Annotated in this window: 27 protein-coding genes; 12 read left to right on the top strand and 15 right to left on the bottom strand. The window is 63.1% G+C overall.

What is annotated here, in order from left to right:
- The first annotated feature begins 8 nt into the window (after positions 1-8).
- Positions 9-224 (top strand): DUF2093 domain-containing protein, encoded by a 216-nt coding sequence (locus DRB19_RS08240; RefSeq protein ID WP_114185559.1) that lies wholly within the window; start codon positions 9-11, stop codon positions 222-224.
- Here DRB19_RS08240 and lpxK read toward each other — a convergent pair.
- The 7 genes from lpxK to DRB19_RS08275 form a co-directional block, all read right to left on the bottom strand.
- A complete protein-coding gene (gene lpxK, locus DRB19_RS08245) occupies positions 199-1,224 on the bottom strand; it encodes a tetraacyldisaccharide 4'-kinase (protein ID WP_114185560.1) in 1,026 nt (341 codons plus the stop codon). The two genes, DRB19_RS08240 and lpxK, sit on opposite strands and share 26 nt — an antisense overlap.
- On the bottom strand, positions 1,224-2,513 hold the full coding sequence (locus DRB19_RS08250; RefSeq protein ID WP_114185561.1) for a 3-deoxy-D-manno-octulosonic acid transferase: 1,290 nt from the start codon (positions 2,511-2,513) through the stop codon (positions 1,224-1,226). Before DRB19_RS08250 ends, lpxK begins: the two co-directional genes overlap by 1 nt.
- On the bottom strand, positions 2,510-3,265 hold the full coding sequence (locus DRB19_RS08255) for a lysophospholipid acyltransferase family protein (RefSeq protein WP_114185562.1): 756 nt from the start codon (positions 3,263-3,265) through the stop codon (positions 2,510-2,512). Before DRB19_RS08255 ends, DRB19_RS08250 begins: the two co-directional genes overlap by 4 nt.
- A gap of 13 nt (positions 3,266-3,278) precedes the next feature.
- Entirely contained in the window at positions 3,279-3,512 is a 234-nt protein-coding gene (locus DRB19_RS08260) for a DUF4170 domain-containing protein (RefSeq protein ID WP_114185563.1), read from the bottom strand.
- A 58-nt stretch (positions 3,513-3,570) separates the two neighbouring features.
- Positions 3,571-4,374, bottom strand: coding sequence for an inositol monophosphatase family protein (locus DRB19_RS08265; RefSeq protein WP_114185564.1), 804 nt, complete (start codon positions 4,372-4,374; stop codon positions 3,571-3,573).
- 106 nt (positions 4,375-4,480) lie between these two features.
- Positions 4,481-5,419 (bottom strand): 4-hydroxybenzoate octaprenyltransferase, encoded by a 939-nt coding sequence (gene ubiA / locus DRB19_RS08270; protein ID WP_114185565.1) that lies wholly within the window; start codon positions 5,417-5,419, stop codon positions 4,481-4,483.
- 15 nt (positions 5,420-5,434) lie between these two features.
- The gene (locus DRB19_RS08275) at positions 5,435-5,914 is read right to left on the bottom strand and encodes a hypothetical protein (RefSeq protein WP_114185566.1); all 480 of its coding nucleotides are present in this window, start codon (positions 5,912-5,914) and stop codon (positions 5,435-5,437) included.
- Positions 5,915-6,118: 204 nt separating this feature from the next.
- On the opposite strand from DRB19_RS08275, the gene DRB19_RS08280 reads away from it, so the two are divergent.
- The 3 genes from DRB19_RS08280 (at position 6,119) to DRB19_RS08290 (ending at position 9,755) form a co-directional block, all read left to right on the top strand.
- On the top strand, positions 6,119-6,865 hold the full coding sequence (locus DRB19_RS08280) for a 16S rRNA (uracil(1498)-N(3))-methyltransferase (RefSeq protein ID WP_114185567.1): 747 nt from the start codon (positions 6,119-6,121) through the stop codon (positions 6,863-6,865).
- Between the two features lie 170 nt (positions 6,866-7,035).
- Entirely contained in the window at positions 7,036-8,175 is a 1,140-nt protein-coding gene (locus DRB19_RS08285) for a carboxylate-amine ligase (RefSeq protein ID WP_114185612.1), read from the top strand.
- Between the two features lie 209 nt (positions 8,176-8,384).
- Positions 8,385-9,755, top strand: coding sequence for a glutamate--cysteine ligase (locus tag DRB19_RS08290; RefSeq protein WP_114185568.1), 1,371 nt, complete (start codon positions 8,385-8,387; stop codon positions 9,753-9,755).
- Positions 9,756-9,768: 13 nt separating this feature from the next.
- Here DRB19_RS08290 and DRB19_RS08295 read toward each other — a convergent pair whose 3' ends face one another.
- The 3 genes from DRB19_RS08295 to DRB19_RS08305 form a co-directional block, all read right to left on the bottom strand.
- Positions 9,769-11,262 (bottom strand): sensor domain-containing diguanylate cyclase, encoded by a 1,494-nt coding sequence (locus DRB19_RS08295; RefSeq protein ID WP_114185569.1) that lies wholly within the window; start codon positions 11,260-11,262, stop codon positions 9,769-9,771.
- A gap of 18 nt (positions 11,263-11,280) precedes the next feature.
- Positions 11,281-11,598, bottom strand: a complete 318-nt coding sequence (sugE, locus tag DRB19_RS08300; protein ID WP_114185570.1) for a quaternary ammonium compound efflux SMR transporter SugE — start codon at positions 11,596-11,598, stop codon at positions 11,281-11,283.
- A 142-nt stretch (positions 11,599-11,740) separates the two neighbouring features.
- Positions 11,741-12,043, bottom strand: a complete 303-nt coding sequence (locus DRB19_RS08305) for a hypothetical protein (RefSeq protein WP_114185571.1) — start codon at positions 12,041-12,043, stop codon at positions 11,741-11,743.
- 560 nt (positions 12,044-12,603) lie between these two features.
- Here DRB19_RS08305 and DRB19_RS08310 point away from each other — a divergent pair.
- The 3 genes from DRB19_RS08310 (at position 12,604) to DRB19_RS08320 (ending at position 16,725) form a co-directional block, all read left to right on the top strand.
- Complete coding sequence (locus tag DRB19_RS08310; protein WP_114185572.1) at positions 12,604-15,144, top strand: autotransporter family protein; 2,541 nt, start codon at positions 12,604-12,606, stop codon at positions 15,142-15,144.
- Positions 15,145-15,579: 435 nt separating this feature from the next.
- Positions 15,580-16,407, top strand: a complete 828-nt coding sequence (locus DRB19_RS08315; RefSeq protein ID WP_114185573.1) for a class I SAM-dependent methyltransferase — start codon at positions 15,580-15,582, stop codon at positions 16,405-16,407.
- Positions 16,408-16,479: 72 nt separating this feature from the next.
- Positions 16,480-16,725, top strand: a complete 246-nt coding sequence (locus DRB19_RS08320) for a hypothetical protein (protein ID WP_114185574.1) — start codon at positions 16,480-16,482, stop codon at positions 16,723-16,725.
- Positions 16,726-16,740: 15 nt separating this feature from the next.
- On the opposite strand, the gene DRB19_RS08325 is transcribed toward DRB19_RS08320, so the two are convergent.
- Positions 16,741-17,178 (bottom strand): YqaA family protein, encoded by a 438-nt coding sequence (locus DRB19_RS08325; RefSeq protein WP_114185575.1) that lies wholly within the window; start codon positions 17,176-17,178, stop codon positions 16,741-16,743.
- A gap of 274 nt (positions 17,179-17,452) precedes the next feature.
- On the opposite strand from DRB19_RS08325, the gene DRB19_RS08330 reads away from it, so the two are divergent.
- From DRB19_RS08330 to DRB19_RS08350, 5 genes are all read left to right on the top strand, one after another.
- Entirely contained in the window at positions 17,453-18,454 is a 1,002-nt protein-coding gene (locus DRB19_RS08330) for an alpha/beta fold hydrolase (protein ID WP_114185613.1), read from the top strand.
- Between the two features lie 220 nt (positions 18,455-18,674).
- Positions 18,675-18,884 carry a cold-shock protein gene (locus DRB19_RS08335; protein ID WP_114185576.1) on the top strand — a complete coding sequence of 70 codons (210 nt, stop codon included), beginning with the start codon at positions 18,675-18,677 and terminating at the stop codon, positions 18,882-18,884.
- Positions 18,885-19,012: 128 nt separating this feature from the next.
- Entirely contained in the window at positions 19,013-19,213 is a 201-nt protein-coding gene (locus DRB19_RS29825) for a hypothetical protein (protein WP_147021745.1), read from the top strand.
- 23 nt (positions 19,214-19,236) lie between these two features.
- A complete protein-coding gene (locus DRB19_RS08340; RefSeq protein WP_114185577.1) occupies positions 19,237-19,593 on the top strand; it encodes a DUF6481 family protein in 357 nt (118 codons plus the stop codon).
- 332 nt (positions 19,594-19,925) lie between these two features.
- Positions 19,926-21,104, top strand: coding sequence for a BaiN/RdsA family NAD(P)/FAD-dependent oxidoreductase (locus DRB19_RS08350; RefSeq protein WP_114185579.1), 1,179 nt, complete (start codon positions 19,926-19,928; stop codon positions 21,102-21,104).
- A gap of 22 nt (positions 21,105-21,126) precedes the next feature.
- On the opposite strand, the gene DRB19_RS08355 is transcribed toward DRB19_RS08350, so the two are convergent.
- The 4 genes from DRB19_RS08355 to ku all read right to left on the bottom strand — a co-directional run bounded on the left by DRB19_RS08355 (position 21,127) and on the right by ku (position 25,425).
- Complete coding sequence (locus DRB19_RS08355; RefSeq protein ID WP_114185580.1) at positions 21,127-21,372, bottom strand: DUF6894 family protein; 246 nt, start codon at positions 21,370-21,372, stop codon at positions 21,127-21,129.
- A 2-nt stretch (positions 21,373-21,374) separates the two neighbouring features.
- The gene (locus tag DRB19_RS08360) at positions 21,375-21,653 is read right to left on the bottom strand and encodes a hypothetical protein (RefSeq protein ID WP_114185581.1); all 279 of its coding nucleotides are present in this window, start codon (positions 21,651-21,653) and stop codon (positions 21,375-21,377) included.
- Between the two features lie 242 nt (positions 21,654-21,895).
- Positions 21,896-24,505 (bottom strand): DNA ligase D, encoded by a 2,610-nt coding sequence (gene ligD, locus DRB19_RS08365; RefSeq protein ID WP_114185582.1) that lies wholly within the window; start codon positions 24,503-24,505, stop codon positions 21,896-21,898.
- 23 nt (positions 24,506-24,528) lie between these two features.
- Positions 24,529-25,425, bottom strand: coding sequence for a non-homologous end joining protein Ku (gene ku / locus DRB19_RS08370; RefSeq protein ID WP_114185583.1), 897 nt, complete (start codon positions 25,423-25,425; stop codon positions 24,529-24,531).
- Positions 25,426-25,530 lie beyond the last annotated feature (105 nt).

Below are 25,530 nucleotides of genomic sequence, written 5' to 3' on the forward strand. Positions count from 1 at the left end.
CATCGCCCATGAACAAGCATGAGCGCACCGGCGGCGAAGCCGTCGTGCAATATCTCGACAGCAACCTGCGGGTCGTGAAGCCGGGGGCCTTCGTACGCTGCGGCGTGACGGGGCAGCCGATCCCTCTCGACGAGCTGAAGTATTGGAGCGTCGCGCGGCAGGAGGCCTATGCGTCGCCTGAAGCCGTGATGATCCGCATCACCGGGAAAGCGACTCCGGCCTGAGTCGCCGGCCCTCGATGCGCCGAAGAATGAATTTTCGAAGCCCGGCCTCGTCGTCGATGCAGAGCTGGACCGGAAGGGCCATGAGGCCTGACCATGGTTCCGCGACCTCTGTGCTGGCGATCCGGGCCAAGTCCTTTTCGGTCGTGATCGCCTGAAGACCGAGGCCTTCGGCCTCTTTCCTCAGGCCCCTGAGATCGTCGCCGCTATACGGGTGATGGTCCGGAAACGCGATGATCCTTTCGACCAGGGCCCCGCATTCTCGAAGGGTTTCGAAGAACTTTTCCGGTCTGCCGATGCCGGCGAAAGCCAGAACCCGCTGCCCTCGAAGCGCTTCCGCCGCCGCCGTATAGGGCTGGAGGCTGGCGCGAAAAACCCGCTTGCCCTGCCGCTCGGCCTCGGCCGCCACAGCATCGCCCCCCACGCCGGCTCCGACAATCACGACCGCATCGACGGCAGGCCATTGGGCCGGCATGGGCGCGCGCAAGGGGCCCGATGGGAGAGGAAGACCGTTGCCGATCCCGGTTGCCCCATCCACGACCGCAATGGCGCAATCCTTGACCAGGGAGGGATTCTGGAGCCCGTCATCCATGATGATCACGGTCGCACCGATTTCCAACGCCAGCCGCGCGCCGGCGGGACGATCCCGGGACACGATGGCCGGCGCGCGACGCCCCAGGAGCAGCGGCTCGTCGCCCACGTCTCGGGCCGTATGATGTTCCTCCACCTGCACGGGACCCGGCAGTCTGCCGCCATATCCCCGGGACAAAAAGGCCGGGCTCTCGCCTGCGCCTTCCAAAAGCTCCGCCACGGCGAGCGCGGTTGGGGTCTTGCCGGCCCCGCCGGCCGTGAAGTTACCGATGCACAGAACGGGAAGACCGGCTTTCTGGCCTGGCCTGTTCATGCGGCGGGCCGCAACCGCGCCATAAAGCAGACTTGGAGGACGCAGCGCATGGGCCAGGAAGGAGGGCGCAGCCTGCCACCAGAAGGCCGGTGCACGCATCAGCGGCGCGCCCCGAGCTTCGCCTGCACGATGAAGGGTTCGATGGAGTGCATGGTGCGATCCACGGCCCCACCCAGAGCCTGCACGGCATCGGCCGCCGCGCGAGCCATGTCGCGGTTGAGGGCTGTATTGCCTAACAGTTCGCTGACGGCCCGCGCGAGAGTGGCGCTGTCCTTCACCATCAGGGCCCCACGCGCCTCGTCGAGGGCGGAGTAGATCTCGGTTGCATTGTGTACGTGCGGGCCGTGCAGGACCGCCGCGCCGAGCTTCGCCGGCTCGATGGGATTGTGCCCGCCGACGGGGACCAATGTGCCGCCCATCAGCACGATAGGAGACAGGCGATAGAACAGGCCCATCTCGCCGACCGTGTCGGTCACGTACACGTCCGTCGCCCGGTCGGGGTGCATGCCCTGCGAGCGTCGGCCCGCGCGAAGGCCCGCCCGCTCGGCGAGGGCCGCTACTTCCTCGCCCCGGTGCGGATGCCGGGGGGCGACGATCGTGAGAAGGCCAGGGTGGCGCTGGGCCAAGGCGCGGTGCACCGCCACGACGGCGCTTTCCTCGCCAGGATGCGTGCTGGCCGCGAGCCAGACCGGTCGGCCGGCCACGAGTCCCGACAGGTGGGCCACCGCCCTCGGGTCGGCAGGCGGCGGCGCGCCATCGAATTTGAGGTTGCCGGCGACCAGCACCCGGGGCGCGCCGAGGCGGGCGAACCGTTCCGCATCCTCCGAGGTCTGGGCCAGGCACAGGGCGAAGCGTTCGAGCAGCGCGCCGATGATGCGCGGCATCTTCTGCCAGCGATGAAACGAGCGGTCTGACATGCGCCCATTGACGAGAACCAGCGGGATATGGCGCTGGTCGAGGGCCACGACCGTGTTGGGCCAGATCTCGGACTCGGCCACCAGGGCCACGTCCGGCTGCCAGTAGTCCAGGAAGCGCCGGATGTAGCGCGGCACGTCGAGCGGCACGAACTGATGGACCGCCCCGGGCGGCAAGCGCCGGGCGATCAGGGCCGCGGACGTGCGGGTGCCCGACGTGACCAGCACGGACAATCCGCGTTGGGTCAGCCGCTCCACCACCGGCAACAGGGAGAGGGTTTCGCCGATGCTCGCTCCATGCACCCAAACAAGGTGGCCCTTGGGCCGGGGGCGGCTGGGATAGCCCTGCCGCTCGCCCAGACGCGTGCGATCCTCGCGGCCCTTGCGCTGTCGCCAGTACAGCAGCCCGAGCACGGCCGGCTCGAGAACGGTGGTGGCCGCGCGATACGTCCTGATGACGAGGGGAAGGCTCATGCGCGTGAGCTCGCGGTCATGGCCGGAGCAGGCTTCGTGTCCCGCGCCTTGGCTCCCGGGTCTTTGGAACCGACGAGCGCATAGGCCCGCTCGTGGATGGCGTCGAGCTCCCGCTCCACGGCCTGGCGCAAGGTTTCCAGAGTTTCCCTGTCGGCCTCGCGGGGCACTTCGATGGGGTCGCCTAGCACGATGGCACCGCGCCCGAACGGTAGGCCGATGCTGGCCCGGTCCCAACTGTTGAAGTCCATGCGCCGGCTCGTCACCACGGCGACCGGCACGATCGGCCGCCCCGAAAGCTGCGCCAGGGTCACGATCCCTTCACCACAAACCCGCGAAATCTTGGGGATATCGGCGGTCATCACCACCATCTCGCCGTCACCGAGCGCCCGCATCATGGCCCGCATGGCCGAGATGCCGCCTTTCTTGCGAATATCCCGCCCGCGCGCGCCCGAGCCGCGGATCGCCCGGATGCCGAGATGGCGAAGCGCGATGGCGTTGAACTCGCCATCGCCTGAGCGGGACACAAGGCTCGCCGCACGGTCCTCCGGCCTCTTGGCGAAGTGGATCATGAAGTGCTGCCCGTGCCACATGGCGGCGATCACAGGCATCATGGGGCCGATTCGGTCATAGGCATCCGCCGGTTCCATGACGAACCGGTTCGTGCGGTGCACGAACTTGAGATAGCTCGCGACGAGAAGCCCTAAGGCCTCCTGAACGGCTCGCGAGCGGGTGATGCGTTTGACGAGACCCATCTTATGGCGTGAATCAGCCCTGCTGCGGGTCGAGCAGGCGGTGCAGATGGACCACGAAGTAGCGCATATGAGCGTTGTCGACGCTCGCCTGCGCCTTGGCCTTCCAGGCCGCGTGAGCCGCAGCGTAGTTCGGATAGATGCCGACGATGTCGAGCTTGGAAAGGTCCCTGAAATCGACGGAATCGAGGCTGGTGAGCTCGCCGCCGAAAACCAGGTGAAGGAGTTGCTTGCCAGGCTGGTCGGTCATGATGAGGGGACTCTCCTTACGGGATGCAAAAAGGATGCTGATTTGAGGATCTGTTGTTTCAGGTCCTCATGGCTCCAATAGCACGAGGATGCAACCGTGACGCAACGGCAACCATCTCATGATGGCGCGGCTGGGGCTTGTTGTAGGTAGGGGTCGACCCGCCGAAATCAGTCAGGAGCGCTCCGGCCTCGTGCAAAATCAGGTCGGCGGCCGCGATGTCCCAGTCGTGGGAGCTGGAGGAGACCAGTCCCACGTCGATGGACCCGTCCGCCACGCGGGCGAGCCGCAGCGCGAGGGACGGTACCTTCGGCAGGTGCACGATGGGGCCGGCGCGGCGCTCGAAGCGCTCCACGAGAGGTTTGGGACCGGCCACCCGGGCATGCTTCAGAGCGGCTTCCTCAGAGACCTGCAGCTGCAAGCCGTTGCACCAGGCGCCGCCGCCCAGGCTCGCCTCGTAGAGGCGATCGTGGATCGGCGCATAGATGGCGCCGAGGATCGGACGGCCTTCCATTATGAGGCCGATGGACACGCACCAATCCGGATGGCCGGTGGAAAAGGCTCGCGTGCCATCGATGGGGTCGACGATCCAGACCAGGCGCTTTCCCAGCCGGATGGGATCGTCGGCCGTTTCCTCGGACAGCCAGGCGGCCTCCGGCAGCAAGGTCGCCAGGTGACCTTTCAGGAAAGTATCGAGGGCGATGTCGGCCTCGGTGACCGGAGAAGAACGGTCCTTGTACCAGAGCCGGGCCGCTGTCTTGGCGCCCGCGCGGAAGAACGGCAGGGCCATTGCGCCAGCCTCCCGCGCAGCGTCGCGCACGGCAGGCCCGAGGGAAGAGATGAGTTCGGATGAAGGAGCAAGCATCGCAGATTTACATGGGGGCGTTCGCCCCGAATGCTACACCACTGCAGCGGAGCATGCCTGGTTTTTCACGGCAGCTGAACGATGGTCGGTACCGCCCGCCGGCGCGTCAGAGCGACCGGACGAGGCATTCCAAGGTCAGGGCCGCAAAGAGGATGAGGCCCGCATCCCGGTTCGAGCGGAAGAGACGCAGCGCGCCGGCTCCGTCCTGGCGGTCGATGCGCGCCACCTGCCAGGCGAGGTGAGCGGCGAAAAGCCCCAGTCCCACAAACGCCAGAGGCCCCGCATCGGCCAGGATGAAGGCTGCCGCCATGAAGAGGGCCGTCAGCACATAGCAGGCGGCAACGCCCAACCTGACCCTTTCGCCGAAGAAACGGGCCGAGGACTTGATGCCCACCACCTCGTCATCCTCGATATCCTGCAGGGCATAGATCGTGTCGTAGCCCACCACCCAGGCGATGCTGCCGAGATAAAGAGCCACAGCCGCAAGGCTCAAGGACGCGAAGACGGCGGCCCAACCCATCAGCGCGCCCCAGGCGAAGGCAAGCCCCAGCACGATCTGCGGCATCCAGAAGAAGCGCTTCATGAAGGGGTAGAGGCCGACGATGCCCAGGGACGCAAATCCAGTTGCGATCGCGAAGGCGTTGAACTGGAGCAGAACGCCCAAGCCCACGAGACATTGGAGGACCAGGAAGGCGAGCGCACCCTTGAGGCTGACCTGCCCGGACGGGAGGGGACGGTTGCGCGTGCGCTCGACGCGGGTATCGAGGTCCCGGTCGACGATGTCGTTATAGGTGCAGCCCGCGCCTCGCATGGCGATGGCGCCGACCAGGAAGAGAAGGCCATGCAGCGGGTCGGGCCAGGGACGTCCGGCCGCGAGGGCTGCAAGCGCTGCCGACCACCAGCAAGGGAGCAGCAACAGCCACCATCCGATCGGCCGCTCGATGCGCGCAAGTCGCAGGTAGGGCCTCAGGCCCGCAGGCGCCAGGCGATCGGCCCAGTGTCCCCTGACGGCGTCCGGGAGGGCCGAGGCGACGGGACGGTCCATGAGGATCGCTCGCGGTTAGAGCGCGCCTTTCGGCATGCTGTAGGTGCCGGTGAGGCCGCCGCCACCGAGGAGGCCGCCGCCTTTGCCGCCCTGTTGTTGCTGCTGCGCCTGCTTGGCCTTCTTTTCCATTTCGGCCACCTTGGCGGCCGCCGTACAGGCCTGGCCCTTCATGTTCTGGGCGCGCTTATGGTCTTCCGTGAAGCTCTGGGCGAACTGGTCGGGAACCTGGCACCAATCCTTGTTGGCCGTGAGCCACTTCACGCCGGTCTCGCCGTTATTGACCAGCTTGGTGAAAACGCCGCAGGCTGCGCGAGGATCGATCTTCTTCTGCTTGCCGTCGCCGCCGAGCTTGTTGATCTGCTGGATCAAGCCCTGGCGCTCGGCGAGAAATTTCTGTGCGTCCTGGCAGTTGCTCGACTGCGCAAAGGCAGGAACAGCCATGAAAATGCCGGCAGCGGCAAACGCAGCCGTAAGGTGCGAACGGATATGCGTCATCGGCAAGGTCCTTCAAACAAGCGCGCGACGTCTCGCGGCCGGTGCTCTGTTAGCAGGTTACGGGCCCTCAGGCCAAGAGTGTAATGGCCTTCCATAGGTTACCAAGTGCTTAGACGCACCTAAAATCCATGTGAGCACCCGGTTCGTCTACTCCCTTAAGACAGGGGAAATTGATAAAGCTTCAGCTCAACTGCTCAGGTTTCCATGCCCTCTTACGATTTCAACGCACCGCGCCTTTTCGTCGAGTCCCCCCTTCGGGAGGCGGCCCGGATCGCCCTTGATCGGGGCCAAGCGAACTACCTGCTGAACGTGCTGCGGCTCAAGGCCGGCGACGCCGTGCTGATCTTCAATGGCCAGGACGGCGAATGGCGTGCTGAGGTCTCCGTCGAAGGCAGAAAGGCGGCAGACCTCGTCTGCCAGGAGCGCACCCGGGAGCAGACCGCACCGCCCGATCTCGTCTATGCTTTCGCGCCGCTCAAACATGCCCGGCTCGACTACATGGTCCAGAAGGCGGTCGAGATGGGGGCGGGGATTTTGCAGCCGGTCGTGACGCGCCGGACGCAAAGCACGAGGGTGAACCTGGAGCGCATGCGGAGTAACGCCATCGAGGCGGCGGAGCAATGCGGGATCCTGGCAATCCCCGAGGTTCGGCCAGAGCAGGATTTGGAGAAGTATATCAGTGGGTTGGAAAATGACCGCGTGGTTGTTTTCTGTGATGAGGATGCGCCGGTTTCCAACCCCTTCAAGGCCCTCTCAAGCTTCGGGAACAATATACCGAAGTTGGCCGTTGTCGTGGGACCCGAAGGAGGGTTTACCGACCAGGAGAGAGCGCTTGTTGCCGCCCACGACAGTTGCGTACGGATATCGTTGGGACCGCGAATCTTGCGCGCCGATACAGCTGCCGTTGCCGCTCTGGCCGTCGTCCAATCCGCGCTCGGCGATTGGGTCTGACGCTGCCGTCCGACGATGTTCTGCAACGATACGCTTCTAGCCACAACAGCTTAGCAGTTTCAGGCCTGTTCGCCCCACTGTCGCCCTATTGACGGGGAGGCTTGGGCGCGTCCTGACAGCTGCTCGACGAGCACGAATAAGAGCCTAAAAGATAATCAGAGGAGCTCATGATGAATGGGGAATTCAAGTTCGGTATCGAGGAAGAATACTTCATCAATGACGCCTTCAAGAGGGACGCTGCCCGGGGCAGGATAAAGGAATTCTTCGAGGCCTGCAGAGACAAGCTCTCCGATGACATTCAGCCGGAGATGCTGGAGCCCCAGATCGAGATCGCCACCAAGCCGGGCGTCGAATTCGCTGACGCGAGGTCGCAGCTCGTGGACCTTCGCACCTCTGTCGGAGCCATCGCCCGCGACCACAACCTGTCGGTCATGGCGTCGGGAACCCATCCCCTCGCCACCTGGGCACGCGTGAGGCCCAACGCCCAGCCCCGTTACGGGAAGGTGATGCACGACCTGCAGATGGTGGGCAGCCGCAGCGTGGTCTGCGGCATGCATGTGCATGTGGAGGTGCCGGATCTTGCGACCCGGATCGACATCATGAACCGGATCCAGCCCTACCTGCCGCTGCTTCTGGCGCTCTCGACCTCGTCGCCGTTCTGGCAATCCCAGCGCACGGGGCTCTTGGGCTACCGGCTCGCGGCCTATCGCGAACTTCCCCGCACGGGCCTGCCGGACCTGTTCGAGAGCGCGGCCGACTACCAGCGCTACATCGACACCCTCGTGGCCGCACGGGCCATCGAGAATTCAAGTTATGTCTGGTGGGTGATCAGGCCGTCCCTGAAGCACCCGACCCTGGAGCTGCGGGTGGCCGACAGCTGCACCCGTGTCGACGACACGCTTGCCATCGCGGCCCTCTACCGCTGCCTCGTTCGCCATCTCAGCCTCGATCCCAAGCTCAATGCCGGGCAGACCGGCGCATCGCGGGCGATCAACGATGAGAACGGCTGGCGGGCCCAGCGCTACGGCATCCACGGCAGCTTCGTCGACGAAGCGAGCCGGAGCGCTAAGCCGGTGCGGCAGATGCTGGACGAAACCCTGGATCTCGTGGCCGAGGACGCCAAGGCCCTGGGCTGCGAGCGGGAACTCGATCTCGCCCGCTGGATCGTGGCGCGCGGCACCAGCGCCGACCAGCAGCTGACCCTCTACACGGAAGCTCTGGGTCGCGGCCTGTCGAGCCGCGACGCGCTAGCCGGCGTGGTCGATTGGCTATCAGCCGAGACTATCGGGGAGAGCACAGTCCGGCATTGAGGACGTCGGTCGGTATCGTGAAGTCGTCATGGCCGGGTTCATCCCGGCTATGACAAGAAGACGGTGCAGCACCTCGCCTGTCCGCATGCTCTTCTCGCACTCTCTATCAATCTGGCCGTACCGCATTGCAGCTGGGCCTTAACCCGCCTATCTACACCGGACTTGATTCAGCGCGGCACCCAGCCGCGCTTTTCTGCATGAGGTGATGCATGGCGCGCGACGTATCCGATGTCACTCCCATCGGAGCGCGGTCCGAGCTCGTGGAATGGGTCGCATCCGGCGAGAAGCCGCGCGAGGCATGGCGGCTTGGGACGGAGCACGAGAAGGTTCCCTTCTATCAGGCGAACTCTTCGCCGGTCCCCTACGACGGCGAGCGAGGCATCCGGGCGCTGCTCGAAGGCATGCAAAACCTGACCGGCTGGGATCCGATCATGGAAAACGGGAGGCCGATCGGTCTCGTCGACGAGGCTGGCGGCGGGGCGATCTCGCTCGAACCCGGCGGCCAGTTCGAGCTGTCAGGCGCACCCTTAAAAACCCTTCACCAGACTGAGGCCGAGACGGCGCAGCACCTCGATCATGCAAAAGCGATCGGCGACCGGCTCGGGGTCGGCTTTCTGACCCTGGGCATGAGTCCGCTCTGGTCGCGGGCCGAGACGCCGGTCATGCCCAAGGCGCGCTACCGCATCATGACGGACTACATGCCGAAGGTCGGCACGATGGGCCTCGACATGATGTACCGCACCGCGACCGTGCAGGTGAACATGGACTACGAGTCGGAGGCCGACATGGTCAAGAAGCTGCGGGTCTCCCTCGCGCTTCAGCCCATCGCCACGGCGATCTTCGCGAATTCGCCTTTCACCGAGGGCAAGCCCAACGGCTACCTTTCCATGCGCTCCCGGATCTGGCGCGACACGGACGGCGACCGCACCGGCATGATGGCCTTCGCGTTCGAGGACGGGTTCGGCTACGAGCGATACGTGGACTGGGCCCTCGACGTTCCCATGTACTTCGTCAAGCGCGGCTCGACCTATCACGACGTGTCGGGAGCCTCGTTCCGTGACCTGTTCGCCGGCAAGCTCGCGCAGCTCCCCGGCGAACACGCCACCCACTCGGATTGGGCCAATCACGTATCCACCCTGTTCCCCGAGGTGCGCCTCAAGCGCTATCTCGAAATGCGCGGAGCGGATGTGGGTTCGCTCGATCACATCACGGCGCTCTCCGCCTTCTGGGTCGGATTGCTCTACGATCCCGCAGCGCTCGACGGCGCCTGGGAACTGGTGAAGAGCTGGAGCGCCGAGGAACGGGAGAGCCTGCGGGCGGAGGTGCCGAAGCTCGCCCTCAAGACGAATATCGCGGGCCGCACCGCTCGTGACGTAGCAAGCGACGCCCTGGCCCTGTCGCGAGCCGGTCTCCAGCGTCGCGCCCATCGGGACGAGGCTGGACGGGACGAGACGCGTCACCTGGACTACGCGGACGAGATCGTGAATTCGGGGCGTACGCAGGCCGAGCGCCTGCTGGAGCGCTATCACGGTCCGTGGGGCGGGTCCGTCGCGCCGGCTTTCAAGGAATGCGTGTTTTAACCGTTCGTCGGGCTCAGGCAGCCTCGGAGACCGACACCCGGTTGCGTCCTTCGAGCTTCGCCCGGTAGAGCGCGCCGTCGGCCAGGGTGATCAGCATCTTCGGATCGGTCCGCAGAACCTCGACCGCCGGTTTGAGCGTGGCGGCGCCGACGCTGATGGTCAGCACCCCGGACGACGTGTTGGCCCCGTGCGGGACGGCAAGCTCTTCGATCCGGGACCGCACGACCTCGGCCACGGCGGCGGCGCCCTTTGCGTCCGTGGAGGGCATGAGAACTGCAAGTTCCTCGCCGCCGTAACGGGCCACGAGGTCGCCGGGCCGCCTGACGGATTCTCCTAAAAGCCGTGCGACATCCTGCAGGCATACGTCTCCAGCCTGGTGTCCATACAGATCGTTGAACGCCTTGAAGTGGTCGATGTCGATCAGGAGGAGCGACAGGCACGTGCCTTCGCGGGCGGCACGCAGCCATTCGGCCTGCAGGCTGTTGTCGAAGGTTCTCCGGTTGGCAAGGCCTGTCAGACCGTCGGTGGCTGCCAGGACGGCGAGCTCCGCCTCGGCCTGCTCGCGCCGCCGCAGCTGGCCGGCAAGGCTCCAGCCGAGGGAGCCGATCATGGCGACCAGAAGGGACACGCCAACGACGCGGATGATGAATTCGCGGTTCCACTCCGCCAGCGCTTCATCCCGCCCGACCGATGAGAGCACGCCGATTGGGAAGATGTGGTTGCTCTGGTAGCCGCCGATGCGCGTCACGCCGTCGATGGGAGACGTATATTCGTAGGAGCCTGATGTGACACTGTTCTTGAACCAGGGCTCGTACGCGCTTTGGACGCCGATCGCCCGGTCGATATATGGGTAGCGCGCCAGGAGGGTGCCGTCCTTCTGGAACAGCGTCACGGTTCCTTGCGATCCCACGTCGAAGCGGCTGAAGAAGCTTGAGAAATACAGCGGCGGAATGCTGATCTGGACGACTCCGCCGAAACTGCCGTCGGGCTTGGCGATCCGCCGGGAGAGGGTCAGAATCCAATCGCTCCCAAGGGGATCGCGGATCAGCGGTCCGAAGAACCATCGCCTCGATGGCGACCTACTGTGATGCAGGAAGAAAGCCTGCTTGCTGCCATCTACCTTGTAGCGATGCCCGGGAAGGGAGCTGCTCAAGAGAAGGCCGTCCTCCCCATAGACCGTGAGTGACTTGAACCGCCGCAGAGGCTGGATCCGCTCGGCCAGGAACCCGTCCATTTCAGTCAGGGACACTAGGGAGGTGCCACCCGTCTCGACCCGGTCCACCGCATCGACCAGGATGGCGTCCGCGAGCTCGAATGTGTCTTCGGCGTGTTGGGTGAACGATTTGGCGAGGTTCTCCATCTCGGCCCGAATATCGGCGAATTGATCGTTCCGCTCCGCCCAGTCGCGCCAGCCTTCAAGCGCGATGATGGCCAGGCAGACCACCACCACGAATGCCTTGAGCCACGCGGCTGAAGACAGTGTGCGGATGCGACTGGCTCTGACCATGGGAGGGTTCTAACCGTTTTAGCTTGCGGCTAGCTTGAGACCAAGAATTCCCGCCACGATCAGGCCGATACAGGCAAGGCGCATCGCGGTTGCGGGCTCCCCTAGAAGATAGATCCCTAGGATCGCTGTTCCGACCGTGCCTATCCCGGTCCAAACCGCATAGCCGGTGCCGACGGGCAGGGTTTTCAGGCCAAGGCCAAGGAGCAGAACGCTGGCGACCATGCTCAAGCCGGTCAGCACGGATGGGACGAGGCGCGTGAAGCCATCCGTATATTTTAGTCCGATGGCCCAGCCGATTTCCAGCAGGCCGGCAAGCACAAGGTAAGTCCATGCCATGACAGGACCTCCGTCATAGGCAGGGTCGTCCCCACCGAGCGTCGGGGAATGCGAGGCCGTCCTCGCAGCGCCGGAATATATGCGAAACCCGATAGCCGCTCAATCCCGTCCGTTCTGAAACCAAGGCCTAAGCCGAGCAGGCTCAGTCGGCCGCCTCATCCGAGGCTCCACCTGCGCCGCCGAGAGCTGCAAGCGGGTGAAACGGGGCGTAGATCTGGTGCTTCCACTGGTCGCCGCAATGGGTGCAGATGGATCGGACCATGTGATTGCTTTGCTCCAGGCGCCTCAAAAGGCGTTCCTGCCTGGCAAGCGCCTCGTTCTGCTCTTTCTCGTATCCGGAGGGTCGGATCGTCAGGCGCAGGGGCTCGGAGACGGGTTCCGTCTGGGCCAGCGCCGGGCAGGGGAGGGTTGCGGCCAATGCCACGGCGAACGCAAGGCTTCTCATGAACTCCGATCCATTCCTATCTGCCCCGAGTGGAATCCAGGTGACTCTGTTTCGTCAAGCACAGTCGCTGATGTAATCGTCCTTCGGCGGCAAAAAGCCGCCCGACTTCACGGCGTCAGTCACGTTGGAATGATACTCGGCGACTTTAGGTTCCGCGCCTGGGCGGGAAGCGGCTCATACTTTGGATAAAGTTGCAAAATGTTCCGTCGCGCAAGAAAAATATAAAACGCTTTCAGGGGGATAATCCTACCCGTTTATAGAGCTGATCACCCGGGGTCCCGCCCCATGATTGCCCAAGCTTCATTCAACGAGCTTGGCTGACATGGCACTTCTCAAGACTGTTATCATTGCCCGCACACCTCGCGGCATCTCACGCGAGGCCTTGAAGGCCTCATCGGCTCTTTCGTCCCTTACGCTTCTCGTCCCCCCTGGCTCTGACCTGGACACTAGCGTCGACACAGGCGGCCCTCGCAGATTGCGTCCGCTCAGGCAACCGCGTGACCTGCTCGGGCACATCCACGGCGGTGGATGCTCCCCTCGCTAGGGCTGTCAGCGGCGAGATGATCACGAATACCGGCGAGGCATCGGTGAGCGGGACGGCGAGTTCCGGATTTCTCGGCACCGGCAACGGCGTCACGCTGACCAATGATGGAAGGCTCACGACCAGCGGCAACTCGGTGGATGCTCTTGAGGCGCTGGGCCATGACAGTATCATCGTCAACAACGGCTTCGTGTCGACGCAGGGCAACTCCGCGGATGCGCTGCGCGCCATCGGTGATCGCAACCAGCTGACCAATACGGGCGAAGTACGAACCACTGCAGGCTCGTCCGCCCGCGGCATGGTTGCCGAGGGGGCCGGCAATACCCTTACCAACCGGGGCTCGATCATCACGACAGGCTCCGGCGCAGAGGGCATGAACGGAGATGGAAACGACAATACGGTGGTGAACCACGGTCAGATTTCCACCTCGGGCGCTGTCGCCAATGGAATCCGCGCTCGCGGAAACCAGAACACGATCCTCAATACGGGCACGGTCAAAACCACAGGTCTCGAAGCTCGAGGCATCAAGGTCGACGGCGGGACCGGCACCACCATCGTCAATCGCGGTACGGTCACGACGGAAGGCCAAGCGGCCTACGGCGTCTGGGTCGCCAGCCAGACGGGGCAGACCGCGAGGCTTGTCAACGAGGCCGGCGGAGTCATCGAGAGCCGTCAGGAGCAGACGCTTCACTTCGACAGCGGCAACGAAACCGTGGAGAACTTCGGACGGCTCACGAATTTCTCGGGTGGAGCGGCGGCCGATCTCGGGGCCGGCGACGACAGCTTCCTGATTGGCTCGACATCCCAGATCGACGGTTTCGTCGATGCATCGGTGGGCACCGACACGTTCGCGCTCGGCGGCGCTACTGATGCGAGCCTCGACGTTTCGAAGATCGGATCAGGCGCTCAGTATCGGAATTTCGAGAACTACGAGAAGGTTGGTTCCTCCACCTGGACGACGACCGGAACCAACAACGCCGCCATGCCGTGGGCCATCAGGGAAGGCGCGCTCATGGTGGTGGGATCCATGGGCGGATCGAACATGACCGTGTTCTCGGGCGCAACGCTCGGCGGCAATGGCACCGTCGGAAGCATCAGCGCGCGCTCCGGCAGCACGCTGACTCCGGGCGTCGGCGGGATCGGCGTTCTGACTGCAAACGGGAATGTGCTCATCGCCAACGGCGTGAACTATCGGGTGGACCTGAATCCGGGTTTGCAGAGCGACAGGATCGTCGCGAAGGGTTCCGCCACGGTCGAGGGCGGCACTGTTCAAGTCAGCGCGGTTCCGGGAGATTATCGGCCAGGGAGCCGGTGGACCATTCTCACGGCCGATGGCGGCGTGACGGGGCAGTTCTCCAACGCCACGACCAATCTCGCCTTGTTCAAGCCGGTTCTCACGAAGGACGGCAACAACATCTATCTATCGTTGCCAATCACCACGGAAAACATGCCGGCCGACAGGCCTATTATCGAACCGTACTTCCCCGTGACCACCGAGGAACTGCCCAGGGTTCTCGATCTGACTTCCGGTGAGGCCAATGTGAGCGCGACTGGCGTGATCCTTGCCCACGAGGACCTCTTCCGCGCGGCGGTTCTGTGCCGGATGCGGTGCTCGATGGGCGGGCTTCCGACCTTCACCGCGCTTGATGGCGTGACGATGGAATACGCCGCCGACATGCCGACGCGCAAAGCGCCAGCGCCCGCCGTGGTTCTGCCGCAGCAAAGCCGTGCGGACTGGGCCATCTGGGGCAAGGCCATCGGCTCTTGGGGTTCGACCGACGCGACATCGACCACCGCCGCCATCGACAGAACGACCGGCGGCCTCGTGTTCGGCGTGGATACGGGCTTCGGCACGCCCTATCGCTTCGGCATCGCGGCAGGCTACTTCTCCTCCGGATTCAACGCCGCGAGCCTGTCGTCGATGGGAGAGGTCGAGAGCGTGTATGTGGGCGCTTACGGAGCGGCCTCCTTCGGCGCGCTCAACCTGCGCGGCGGCGTTTCCTATGGCCATCACGAGGTGGACATGCACCGGAACATCGTGTTCACGGGCTTTTCCGGTACCGCGGCCTCCGGGAGTTCTACGGAATCCTTTCAGGCTTTCGGAGAACTCGGCTACGCCTTCGCGCTCAATTCCAACGTCACCCTTGAACCGTTCGTTGGGCTCGCTCACGTGCATATCGGCAGTCGCGGGATTGTCGAAGAAGGCTCCGCGGTCGCCGTCATGGGCGAGGCGCATTCTTTCGACCCCACCTATTCGACGCTAGGCGCGCGGATCATCGCCACCATGCCGACGAGTGCCGGTCTGTTGACGTTCAAGGGTCTGCTCGGGTGGCGACATGCCTTCGGCGATACTGTGCCGGAGGCCACCTTCTCCTACGTGAGCGGCAGCACGCCCTTCCTCATCTCAGGCGCACCGATCGACACGGACAGCCTGATCGCCGAGGCCGGGCTCAACTGGGCGGTCAGCGAAAGGGTGACGCTCGGCGTGGCCTATACGGGCGCCATCGGCGATAGAAACCAAGAGCATACTCTGAGGGGGAGCCTGAGCGTCCGCTTCTAACAAAGAGGTCCCAAGCCAGCGACCTTTCCGTCGATCACGAACATGAAGCGCCTGCGCGTCGAATCCGACGCGCAGGCATCGTTCGCCCTGAGCATGGACGTAGCATTGGATTCCCCAACACTTTGTGAGGCGTGATCTCGCGCTTCAAATCACCAGATGTGGATGCTCTTCCCAGGGAGGAGATTTACTCCCAGGCTGGCCCTTTGTCGCCTTGCAGGAGTCGGCTCGTCCAAGTTCTCGTCCGAGCGCTGCCGCAATCTTGTTGCGCACGAAATATCCATTTTCTCCAACGGTTTGCGCTGATTTAGGTTGAAGCGGCCATCCTCCATTTGCGCCATGCCCCGAAGGGTAACCGCTAAAGAGTTTGCCCACTCATGAATGACCGGTTCACGGGAGGGTGATAGGCTCGATTTCATCAAAGCGGAGGCTTAGTGGATGGGGCAGGGCCGGGACGTCGTTCGTGAACACTACGCAAGTCCCGACATCATCGACCGGCTGCTCGTTGCCGTCGCCGAGGCGGGGTATCGGACCGATAAGCTCGCGCCCGAGATGCTCTATCCCTTCGACCAGTTGCATGGCCGCGAGATTGCCGCGACGCGGGAACATGTGGAGCGTCTGAGGCTCAAGGACGGCATGCAGGTGCTCGATGTGGGATGCGGCATCGGCGGGCCCGCCCGATATATGGCCGCCACCCACGACGTCACCGTGACAGGGATCGACGTCGTGCCCGAGTTCGTTGCGACTGCGCGCGACCTGACCCAGCGTTGCGGCCTCGACGCCCGCGTGATCTTCGACGAGGTGAACGCACTCGCCATGCCGTTCCAGGACGAAAGCTTCGATGCGGCTCTGTGCCTTTATGTCGGCATGAACATTGTCGAGAAGGCGCATTTGTGCCGTGAAATTCGCCGGGTTTTGAAGCCGGGAGGAAGACTTGTCTGGAGCGAGGTTGCCCTGGGGCCCATTGGGCCAGCGCTTTTTCCGCTGCCATGGGCGAGCGTTCCTGCCGACAGCTACCTCATCCCGCCGCAGGTTCTGCGGCAGACCTTCGTCAAGGCGGGTTTTCACATCGTTGATTTCGTCGATGAAACCGAACGGTTCATTCAGACGGGATCCAGCCCCACGGGCATCGCGGCGCCGGCCGCTCAGCAAGTGGCCAACCAGGTGGTTCTCGGTGCCAATTTCGTCGAGCGGCGGCAGAACTTCATCCGCAACATGATGGAGGGCCGCCTGGTGAGCATTCTGATCGAGGCTGAGAAGCCATAATCTGGCCACCCGGAACGGGACCCGCTCTTTACCGTTTGCTTGGCAGAATTCAGCACGCGAAGGTGAGTCATCATGCTGACGAAGGATGATCTCGATGCCCCGGCCCGGCTGCAGTACGAGAAGACAGGTGCGTCCCACCATGGCCAGCAGAGCGATTGGGGCGGCGCGCAGGAGTTCTCATCTTTGCGCGAGGCCATCCACCAGACCATGAATGCCGAGCCTCCCGCCGGGATGGAGCCGGTCATTCGCACGGCGTCCGGGGCCTTGGTCGGGCCCGACCAGTTGGAAGAAATCTGGCTCAGCATCCAGGGGCCGTGAGCGATCCTGCCCCAGTCACATCCACCCGAGGCTGGCGCCGCCGACGATCAGATACCGGGCTGTCTTGGCGACGGCCACGAGGGCTATGAACACTGGTAATGGCTCGCGCAGCACTCCTGCCACCACCGTCAGTGGATCGCCGATCACCGGCACCCAGCTCATGAGCAAAGTCCAGCGCCCATAGCGGTGATACCAGCCCTCCGCCCGCGCCATCTGCTCCCGCTTTATGGGAAACCAGCGCCGTCCCTCGAAATGAGCCAGGAAACGTCCGAGAAACCAGTTCATCACGGAACCGGCCGTATTCCCCGCGCTCGCAACAGCGATCAGCAGCCATTCCGAGTAACGCTCCGACACCAGCATGCCGAACAGCACCGCTTCTGACTGGGCCGGCAGGATCGTAGCCGACAGAAAGGCTGCGGCGAAGAGCGCGCCGTATTCGGCGAGGTGGGGCATGGAAAAGCCAAATGGAACAGAAACGCGTGACTGGATGTAGGGAGGGGAACGCTTCCTTACGATCCAGAGCTACTTCTTGCTCCCGGGATCCGTTTTGCACAAGCCGTGAGGAGCGCGCTCAGGAAGGGTCCAAGATGCTTGGCAACCGTCTGCCTCCTCCCGCGTTGTTCCACCTTGACCAGCAGGGAGAATTCTTGTGCACGGCAGGGTGAAGGCGAAGGATGTTTCCGCGCGGGTTCGTCGGGCGGTGAAGCACGGCAGCCCGGGTGGAATGATGTCCGGCGCAGCCAAATGGCTAGCTCCCGCCTTGCTCAGTGCCGCGGCGCTTGGGGCGTCGGCGCTCTATGTGCGCAAGAAGACCCGTGATGCGGAGCGGCGACATCCTCCCGTGGGGCGGTTCGTCAATGTGGACGGCGTGCGGGTGCATTATCTGGAGCGGGGGCAGGGCGAGCCTCTGGTGCTCATCCATGGCAACGGCTCCCTGATCCAGGATTTCATGGTCAGCGGCCTCGTGGACCGGCTGGCGGAGCGCTATCGGGTCATCGTCTTCGACCGGCCGGGTTTCGGCTACAGCTCGCGCCCGCGTCGTGTCTGGACTCCGCGGGCGCAGGCCCGGTTGCTGCACCGAGCCCTGCAATGGCTCGGTGTCGAGAAGGCCCATGTGCTGGGCCATTCATGGGGCACGCTGGTTGCGATCTCGCTTGCGGTCGAGAACCCCTCGTTCGTGGAAAGTCTCGTTCTGGAGGGCGGCTACTACTATCCGACGGCCCGTGCGGACGTGGTGCTCTTCTCTCCGCCGGCCATTCCGGGGATTGGCGACCTGATGCGGCATACGGTGTCCCCTCCGATAGCAAGCCTCCTGCTTCCGAAGATGATCGACAAGATCTTCGCTCCGGCGCCAGTACCGGATCGGTTCCACCGGCTCTTTCCCAAGGAACTCATCCTGCGGCCTCTCCACCTGCGCGCCGCTTCGGAGGATACCGCCCTGATGATTCCGGCGGCAGCCGAAATGCAGCGCCACTACCAGGAGCTGGTTGCTCCGGTGGTGATCATTGCGGGCGCGGACGATCAGGTCGTCGAGATCCGCCGGCATTCCGAACGGCTACACCACGAGCTCCCCGGGAGCGAGCTTATCGTTTTGCCGCGGGTCGGTCATATGGTCCATCACACGGCCCCCGATCTGGTCATCGAGGCCGTGGATCGCGCGGCTCATCGCGCCGCGAGGGCGCACTCGGCCGCGGCCCAGGAAGGCACGACAGCGGCCGTATGGCCTTGATTCCAAGGGCTTTTGCACTTCCCGGCGGAAGCCCTTGTAAAACCGCCCTATAGTTCTTATGTTGGGTTCATCGACATTTGGCCGGACAATCGGGCTGTTACGCCTTGGCATGCCAGGCGCACGTTCAGACGCTCTCCAAACATCGACGAACCGAGTGTGAGGTCGCGCTTTCGCGCGCCCTTGAGCTCACGTGCACTAACGCATTGCTAAGGATTACCCCATGAATACGGGCACCGTTAAGTTCTACAACGATCAAAAAGGCTTCGGCTTCATCCAGCCTGACAACGGCGACAAGGACGTGTTCGTCCATGCGACCGCTCTTGAGCGTGCCGGTCTGCGCGGCCTTCGTGAAGGTCAGAAGGTTTCCTTCGACACGGCTGAAGACCGCCGGACCGGCAAGATCGCCGTCAACAACATCCAGGCTGCGTAAAGCGGCCTTTCCGGCGCTGGCTCGTCTAGCGCCGGATCTTCCGGGCCGCTCCCATCAGGGGGCGGCTTTTTGCTTCGCGCTTCGCTGGAGGATTTGGCCTCCAGCGTGGCCGCAACAGCGAGGACGCCATGTACACCTTTCACAAGCAAGCACCTGCAAAATCCGTGATGTATACCGTAACCTACAAGGACGGCCGGACGGCCTACCTTTGGGTGGATGGGAACAACAAGGCGGCAGACGATCGGCTCGTGGGCCTGATCGCCAAGGATCAGCAGGAACAGGGCTTGATCCCCGATGGAACAATTGCCAGCATCAAGCGCGTGCGCTGAGCAGGACAGGATAACGACACACAATGAGTGGCTTCAAAGACAAGGGCTTCACCGACAGGCTCTCCAACGCGGCATCCGCCAAGAAGGCCGTGCTGGATAAATTCCGCGCACGCCCGGCAGGGGACGATCCGGCCGTGGTGGAGCGACGGGAGGCCCGTTTGGCTGCCAGTCAGGCCCGTGAAGCGCGACTGGCCGAAAGGGCGGCTACCCGGCTTGAGGATGAAGCACGCAGAGCCACCGAGCTGGCAGCTGCGGAAGCGGAGCGCATCGCTCGGGAAGAGCGGGAAGTCATTGAGAAAGCCGAGCGCGAAGTCGCTTTGGAAGCTGAACGCAAGGCTGCCCGTGACGCCCGCTATGCTGCCCGCAAGGCGCGTAAGTAGGCATAGTTAATGGTCACGCGCAGCGAGCGCCTGAACGAATTCGTCAGGGATCGCGATCCCGCGCCCGACGCACGGGTTCAGCTCCTGTGTGAGGATCACGTCGGAACCTACCTCATCCCGTTTCCGTGCCAGCGCACGAACAATGCTTGGCGTAACGCCAAGACGGGGGAACCGATCGAAGCCACTGTGATCGGGTGGCGAGAATGCCCCATGCTTTGCCGGGATGGCGCACCCCCTGTCAGCTGAGCGGTCTCGCTGCCGCTCATAGAAGGCGGATCGTGAACTGACACTTGGTCAGGGGCTCTGCAAGGCCTCTTTCGAGGAAGACCCCTGTGGATCTATTCGACGTTGTGGTGATCGGCGCGGGTGCGGCCGGCATGATGTGCGCCATAGAGGCCGGAAAGCGTGGTCGGTCGGTGCTGGTTGTCGACCATGCGGCGAAGCCCGGGGAGAAGATCCGCATTTCAGGCGGCGGACGGTGCAATTTCACCAATCTCAACGCGGCGCCGCAGAATTTCATCTCGCGAAATCCGAGCTTCTGCATCTCGGCGCTACGCCGCTACACCCAGCGCGATTTCATCGCGCTCGTGGAGCGATACGGCATCGCCTATCATGAAAAGACCCTGGGCCAGCTCTTCTGCGACGGCTCATCGCTTCAGATCATCAACCTGCTGGTGTCGGAGATGAACGGCTATGGCGTCGAGCTTCGCCTGTCCACATCGGTGGAAAAGGTCGAGAAGACGTCCGATGGTTTCCAGATCCAACTCTCACAGGGGCTTGTACAGTGCAGGTCGCTTGTGGTCGCGACAGGGGGAAAATCCATTCCCAAGATGGGCGCAACCGGGTTCGGGTACGATCTGGCGGCGCGGTTTGGCCTGAAGCTGACGGAAACACGCCCGGCCCTTGTCCCCCTGACCCTGGAGCCGACCATGCTTGAACGGCTCAAGCCTCTGGCAGGTGTTGCGGTCGATGCGGTGGCGGCATGCGGCAAGACCCGCTTTTCCGAGGCGATGCTCTTCACGCATCGGGGTCTGAGCGGGCCATCGATCCTTCAAATCTCATCCTATTGGCGCGAGGGAAGCGAGATCGTCATCTCCATGCTGCCGGAGGTCGATGTTTTCGAGAAGCTGCGCGCCTCGCGGTCCCAGAATGGCCGACAGGCTCTTCAGACCGCTCTTGCGGCCTTCCTCCCGAAACGTCTCGCGCAACTGATCGGCGAGGCGGAACCGGGGCCTCACAATCTCGCGGACTATTCCGATAAGCACCTGCGCCGGATCAGTGAAGCCGTGAATCAATGGCGTTTCAAGCCTGCAGGATCTGAAGGATATCGCACCGCCGAGGTGACGCTCGGCGGCGTCGACACCCGCGAACTCGATTCCAGGACCATGGAGGCGAAGGCCGTGCCGGGACTTTATTTCGTGGGTGAAGTCGTGGACGTGACTGGCTGGCTTGGCGGGTACAATTTCCAATGGGCCTGGTCATCGGGTTGGAGCGCTGGGCAGGCTGTTTAAGGCAGCCTTGAGGCCTAAGTCGTCAATGATGACGTGTCTTCAGCACGAGCGTGAAGGGCAGGATGGCCACGCGGCAGTGCAGTTCATCCTCGATCTCGACAGACCACTTCGCCCAGTTGCGGAGCCGCTTCTCGCCCGCCACCAGATCCAAGATCGCCACGACCGCATGTTCGATCGCTTCCTTGGGGCCTGGGCACTCCTCGCCGCGTGAATCGGGGACATGAAGATGTCCGTGACGAAGGTTGAAGTAGTAGCGGGGCGCTTGCATGTCTACAGCGTGATCGGACCCGCGGGTCCGTGATAGAGGATGGAAAATCCGCGTGAGCGCAGCCCATGGAGTAGGGCATTCGATCTGATGTACCCGACCACAATGCCAAGATCTTGCGCCAAGCGATTGTCCAGGCCTAACTCCGCGGCGGCGGCCGCCTTGGCCTTCTCGGAGACAGGGCGAATTGTCCAAAAGGCCTCGTCGTTGCGTAGAACCTGAAAATCGATGTGCCGGTCGTTTTGTCCGGCAGCTACTGCGGCCGCATGAGATGTTGATTGCATGTAACCCCCCGGAAGTAGTATAGGCGGGGCGCTGTCGTGATGTCGCCGAAGTCCAAAGCACTCAGCTTGGTTGCTTGGAATTGCTGCGCGGATCCCTCTTTCGCCGGAAGCTTATAATAAAAATTACTCCATAGTTGTGAGTAATCAGCCGGACTCGATTCGTCATGATGCGCAAGGGAATTACTACGTTCGGGCCTGAGTTGCCGTGAGACCGGCTTTGCATGGAATGCCGGACGAAATTGTCACCGACGCCGTCTGGCGATGCCATCCAGGCGTTGCGACAAACCTATAATGTCGCTCCAGGGATCGCGCCGGAGGTGCTCCAGGCGACCTAGCAGGTTCAGGACGCGGTATTGATGGCCGCTGCGCAGGGACGAGAGTTCCGACCATTCGACCGGCGTCGAGACCGGCGCACCCGACCTCGCGCGTGTCGAGTATGCGGCAACAGCAGTCGCGCCCCGGCCGTTGTGGAGATAATCGATGAAAATGCGGCCCATGCGGGCCGTTTTCGCCAAGGTCGCCGTGTATCGGTCCGGGCTGTCCTTTGCCATCGCCAGAGCGACAGTTTGGGCGAAGCTCTTCGCTGCGTTCCAGTCGATGCTCGGCTTGATCGGCAACACCACGTGCAGGCCCTTGCCGCCCGTGGTCTTGACAAAACTTTCCAACCCCATGGCCTTGAGGCGTTCGCGGACATCCTGTGCGCCCTGCACCACGTCGTCCCATCCAACGCCATCGCCGGGATCGAGATCGAAGGTGATGCGATCCGGCTTCTCGACCGAGGTTAGGGTCGAGCCCCATGGATGGATTTCCAGAACGCCCGCCTGCACGAGCGCGAGCAGCCCACGCAGGTCGCGGATGGCAAGAGCTTCGTCGTCGCCCACGCGCACGCGCTGAACAAGATCCTCGTCCAACCCCGCCCAACCATGTTTCTGGAAGAAGCACTCTTTCTGCGATCCGGAGGGGCACCGCAGCAGAGACAGCGGACGGCCGACGATATGCGGCAGGATCCACTCCTCGATCTCGGCATAGAACTCCGCCAATCCGAGCTTTGTCAGGCCGTCATCCTCCCAGAGGACGCGGTCGGGATGGGTAAGCCTCGCCGTGCCCAGAGCAGGCGACCTCTCGCAGGAGGTTTCCGCAGGCGCATCCTCGCGAACCACGTCGCGCGCGTCCTTGTCGTCTCGCAGCCCCTTGAACGCCGCATGACGCAGGAGGCCGTCATGGGTCCAGCCGCGATATTCGATTTCCACCACCCGTTCAGGCCTCACCCATCGAACGCCCCGTCGCGCGTCAGCGGAAAGCCGAACCGGGAACGGGGCCGCGGGCGACTCGATTGCGCCGATATCATCCCACAAGGCTCGTGCCATGGGTGCGGTGAACCCCGTACCGACGCGACCCACGTGAAGAAGCTTGCCGTTGTCATAGAGCCCGAGGACGAGGGAGCCGATCGCCTTGCGGCTCGTGGTGGAGGGGACGTAACCCGCAATCACGAATTCCTGCCGCTGCGTGCATTTGCTTTTCAGCCAGTGATCGCCGCGGCCCGACCGATAGGGGAGGTCGGAGCGTTTCGAGACGATACCCTCCAGTCCCATGCGGCAGGCATGGCGAATAAGGGAGTCACCGTCGTCGACGATATGGTCGCTGAAGCGGATCGCGCCACCCGCGGGCAGGTCGTCGAGGGCAAGTTGCAGCAGTGACTTGCGATCCAGCAACGAGGCTTTCCGCATATCCTGCCCATCGAGATAAAGCAGATCAAAAGCATAAAATGCGAGCCTGTCGGACCTGCCCGCTTTCAGATCCTGCTGAAGCGCTGAAAAGCTCGACACGCCGCTCTCGTCCTCCACGACAACCTCCCCGTCGATGAGCGCCGACGGAAGCCGCAGCTCCTTCAGAGCGTCCGCAACGGGCTGGAACTTTGCCGTCCAGTCGAGACCTTTTCGCGTGAGAAGGCGAACCTTGCCGCCGTCGACCCTGGCCTGAAGGCGATAACCGTCGAACTTGATCTCATGGAGCCAATCCGGCCCCGTCGGCGCATTCTCCACGAGCTTGGCCAAACTGGGCTCCACGAAGGGTGGTAGGACTCCCTTTTTTGCGCCGGCGATTTTCGCCGATGGCAGTGTCGTGGTGGAGCGGGTGGCCGCAACCTTCGCGCGGGCGCGATGGTCTGCGCGAACCTGTCCCCCTTGGGTCAGTTCCTCGATGGTGTTTCCGGTCAGGACGGATGTAGTCTCGGTGTCGACGATTTCAGGGCCATCGTGGCGCGCATGCTCGTCGTCCGATTTCAGCAGCAGCCACTGCTCCTTGGTGTCGCGCGGCTTCGGTCTCGTGCGCACCAGACGCCAACGTCCCTTGAGGCGTTTCCCTTCGAGCGCAAACGTGAGGCGGCCGGTCGCGTAGCCTTCACGAGGATCGCCTTCCGGAATCCAGCGGCCCTCATCCCACACGATCATCGTGCCGCCGCCATATTGGCCGGCCGGTATCACGCCCTCGAAAGTCAGGTATTCCAGCGGGTGATCCTCGGTGTGGATCGACAGCCGCTTCTCGCCGGGAACAAGGCTCGGACCGCGGGTTACCGCCCAACTCTTCAGAACTCCGTCGAGTTCAAGTCTGAGGTCGAAATGCAGGCGGCGCGCGTCGTGCTTCTGCACCACGAAGCGGTTGCCCTTGGCTTTTGCACGATTGGCGCGTGGTTCGGACGTGACTGAGAAGTCGCGCTTCGCGTCATAGGCATCGAGCGGGCTTTTCTGTCTTGTCTTGTGAGATTGTGGTGATGCACGGCCGACAGGAACGCGCTTCGAATCCCGTCGCTTCAGCACGGTCTTCGGTTTCTGCGTGGAGTTCACCTTTTGCATCGATCAAGCCTCGAACCAGAGCGTCAGCTCGCGCGCTTCATATTCTTGGAGCGGCCCGCGGTTGCCCGGCCCTTGCCCGACGAGCGACCATTTGCAGGCGTCTTCTTGCGTTCCGTCGGCTTGCTCTTGGATTTGGTTGGAGGCTTCTCCGCCTCGATGCTCTTTCGCAGCACATCCATGAGGTTGACCACGTTCGAGGGCTTCGATGCCGAAACGGACTTCGTCTTGTGTCCGTCCTGCTTCGAGCGCACCAGTTCGATGAGCGCGTTCTCGTAGCGATCCTCGAACATTTTCGGGTCGAAATGCGTCGCCTTGCCTTCGATGATATGAACCGCGAGATCCCTCATTTCCTTGGGATAGTTGGGCTGCGGAATCTCGTCGAAGATCGCGCTCTCATCCCGTACTTCGGCGGCTGAATGAAGCGTCGTTCCAACCAGGCCCTGATCGAGCGGTTCCAGGAGCAAAAGCCTCTCGCGGCGGGACATGACCACACGACCGAGGCCTGCCATCCCTTTGTCTCGGATCGCGTCGCGAATGACTGCGAAAGCCTCCTGCGCGACCCGATCATCGGGCGCGATATAGTATGAGGTATCGAGATAACGCTCGTCGACTTCGTCCCTGGGCACGAAACTTTCGATGTCGATCGTATGGGTGCTCTCGAGCTTCAGCGCATCGAGTTCTTCCTCCTCGACGAGGATGTAATTGCCTTTGCCGACTGCATAGCCTTTGACCTGGTCGTCGGATTCGACCGGTTCTCCAGTTTCTGAATCGATATACTGTCTCTGAACCCGGTTTCCGGTTTTCCGATTGAGGGTATTGAATCGGATTCGGCTTGACGAATTCGTTGATGGATAGATTGCGACTGCGCACGAAACAAGCGACAGCTTCAAGTAACCCTTCCAAATCGCCCTCGTCGCCATAGTAATACTCCACACTATACTAACAGGCTAGAGGCTAAATGACTCTCGCATGACTTGAACCGCTGCTGGTGCGAGTCAAACGCGACTCAAATTGAGTCGTTCCGA

The organism is Microvirga aerophila, from assembly GCF_003332305.1.
In the GTDB taxonomy this organism is placed as follows: Bacteria; Pseudomonadota; Alphaproteobacteria; order Rhizobiales; family Beijerinckiaceae; genus Microvirga; species Microvirga aerophila.

Excerpts from the sequence above, each read along its gene's own strand:
- DRB19_RS08240 (WP_114185559.1), top strand. The coding sequence starts at position 9 with ATGAACAAGCATGAGCGCACCGGCGGCGAAGCCGTCGTGCAATATCTC.
- lpxK (WP_114185560.1), bottom strand. The coding sequence starts at position 1,224 with ATGCGTGCACCGGCCTTCTGGTGGCAGGCTGCGCCCTCCTTCCTGGCC.
- DRB19_RS08250 (WP_114185561.1), bottom strand. The coding sequence starts at position 2,513 with ATGAGCCTTCCCCTCGTCATCAGGACGTATCGCGCGGCCACCACCGTT.
- DRB19_RS08255 (WP_114185562.1), bottom strand. The coding sequence starts at position 3,265 with ATGGGTCTCGTCAAACGCATCACCCGCTCGCGAGCCGTTCAGGAGGCC.
- DRB19_RS08260 (WP_114185563.1), bottom strand. The coding sequence starts at position 3,512 with ATGACCGACCAGCCTGGCAAGCAACTCCTTCACCTGGTTTTCGGCGGC.
- DRB19_RS08265 (WP_114185564.1), bottom strand. The coding sequence starts at position 4,374 with ATGCTTGCTCCTTCATCCGAACTCATCTCTTCCCTCGGGCCTGCCGTG.
- ubiA (WP_114185565.1), bottom strand. The coding sequence starts at position 5,419 with ATGGACCGTCCCGTCGCCTCGGCCCTCCCGGACGCCGTCAGGGGACAC.
- DRB19_RS08275 (WP_114185566.1), bottom strand. The coding sequence starts at position 5,914 with ATGACGCATATCCGTTCGCACCTTACGGCTGCGTTTGCCGCTGCCGGC.
- DRB19_RS08280 (WP_114185567.1), top strand. The coding sequence starts at position 6,119 with ATGCCCTCTTACGATTTCAACGCACCGCGCCTTTTCGTCGAGTCCCCC.
- DRB19_RS08285 (WP_114185612.1), top strand. The coding sequence starts at position 7,036 with ATGAATGGGGAATTCAAGTTCGGTATCGAGGAAGAATACTTCATCAAT.
- DRB19_RS08290 (WP_114185568.1), top strand. The coding sequence starts at position 8,385 with ATGGCGCGCGACGTATCCGATGTCACTCCCATCGGAGCGCGGTCCGAG.
- DRB19_RS08295 (WP_114185569.1), bottom strand. The coding sequence starts at position 11,262 with ATGGTCAGAGCCAGTCGCATCCGCACACTGTCTTCAGCCGCGTGGCTC.
- sugE (WP_114185570.1), bottom strand. The coding sequence starts at position 11,598 with ATGGCATGGACTTACCTTGTGCTTGCCGGCCTGCTGGAAATCGGCTGG.
- DRB19_RS08305 (WP_114185571.1), bottom strand. The coding sequence starts at position 12,043 with ATGAGAAGCCTTGCGTTCGCCGTGGCATTGGCCGCAACCCTCCCCTGC.
- DRB19_RS08310 (WP_114185572.1), top strand. The coding sequence starts at position 12,604 with ATGATCACGAATACCGGCGAGGCATCGGTGAGCGGGACGGCGAGTTCC.
- DRB19_RS08315 (WP_114185573.1), top strand. The coding sequence starts at position 15,580 with ATGGGGCAGGGCCGGGACGTCGTTCGTGAACACTACGCAAGTCCCGAC.
- DRB19_RS08320 (WP_114185574.1), top strand. The coding sequence starts at position 16,480 with ATGCTGACGAAGGATGATCTCGATGCCCCGGCCCGGCTGCAGTACGAG.
- DRB19_RS08325 (WP_114185575.1), bottom strand. The coding sequence starts at position 17,178 with ATGCCCCACCTCGCCGAATACGGCGCGCTCTTCGCCGCAGCCTTTCTG.
- DRB19_RS08330 (WP_114185613.1), top strand. The coding sequence starts at position 17,453 with ATGTCCGGCGCAGCCAAATGGCTAGCTCCCGCCTTGCTCAGTGCCGCG.
- DRB19_RS08335 (WP_114185576.1), top strand. The coding sequence starts at position 18,675 with ATGAATACGGGCACCGTTAAGTTCTACAACGATCAAAAAGGCTTCGGC.
- DRB19_RS29825 (WP_147021745.1), top strand. The coding sequence starts at position 19,013 with ATGTACACCTTTCACAAGCAAGCACCTGCAAAATCCGTGATGTATACC.
- DRB19_RS08340 (WP_114185577.1), top strand. The coding sequence starts at position 19,237 with ATGAGTGGCTTCAAAGACAAGGGCTTCACCGACAGGCTCTCCAACGCG.
- DRB19_RS08355 (WP_114185580.1), bottom strand. The coding sequence starts at position 21,372 with ATGCAAGCGCCCCGCTACTACTTCAACCTTCGTCACGGACATCTTCAT.
- DRB19_RS08360 (WP_114185581.1), bottom strand. The coding sequence starts at position 21,653 with ATGCAATCAACATCTCATGCGGCCGCAGTAGCTGCCGGACAAAACGAC.
- ligD (WP_114185582.1), bottom strand. The coding sequence starts at position 24,505 with ATGCAAAAGGTGAACTCCACGCAGAAACCGAAGACCGTGCTGAAGCGA.
- ku (WP_114185583.1), bottom strand. The coding sequence starts at position 25,425 with ATGGCGACGAGGGCGATTTGGAAGGGTTACTTGAAGCTGTCGCTTGTT.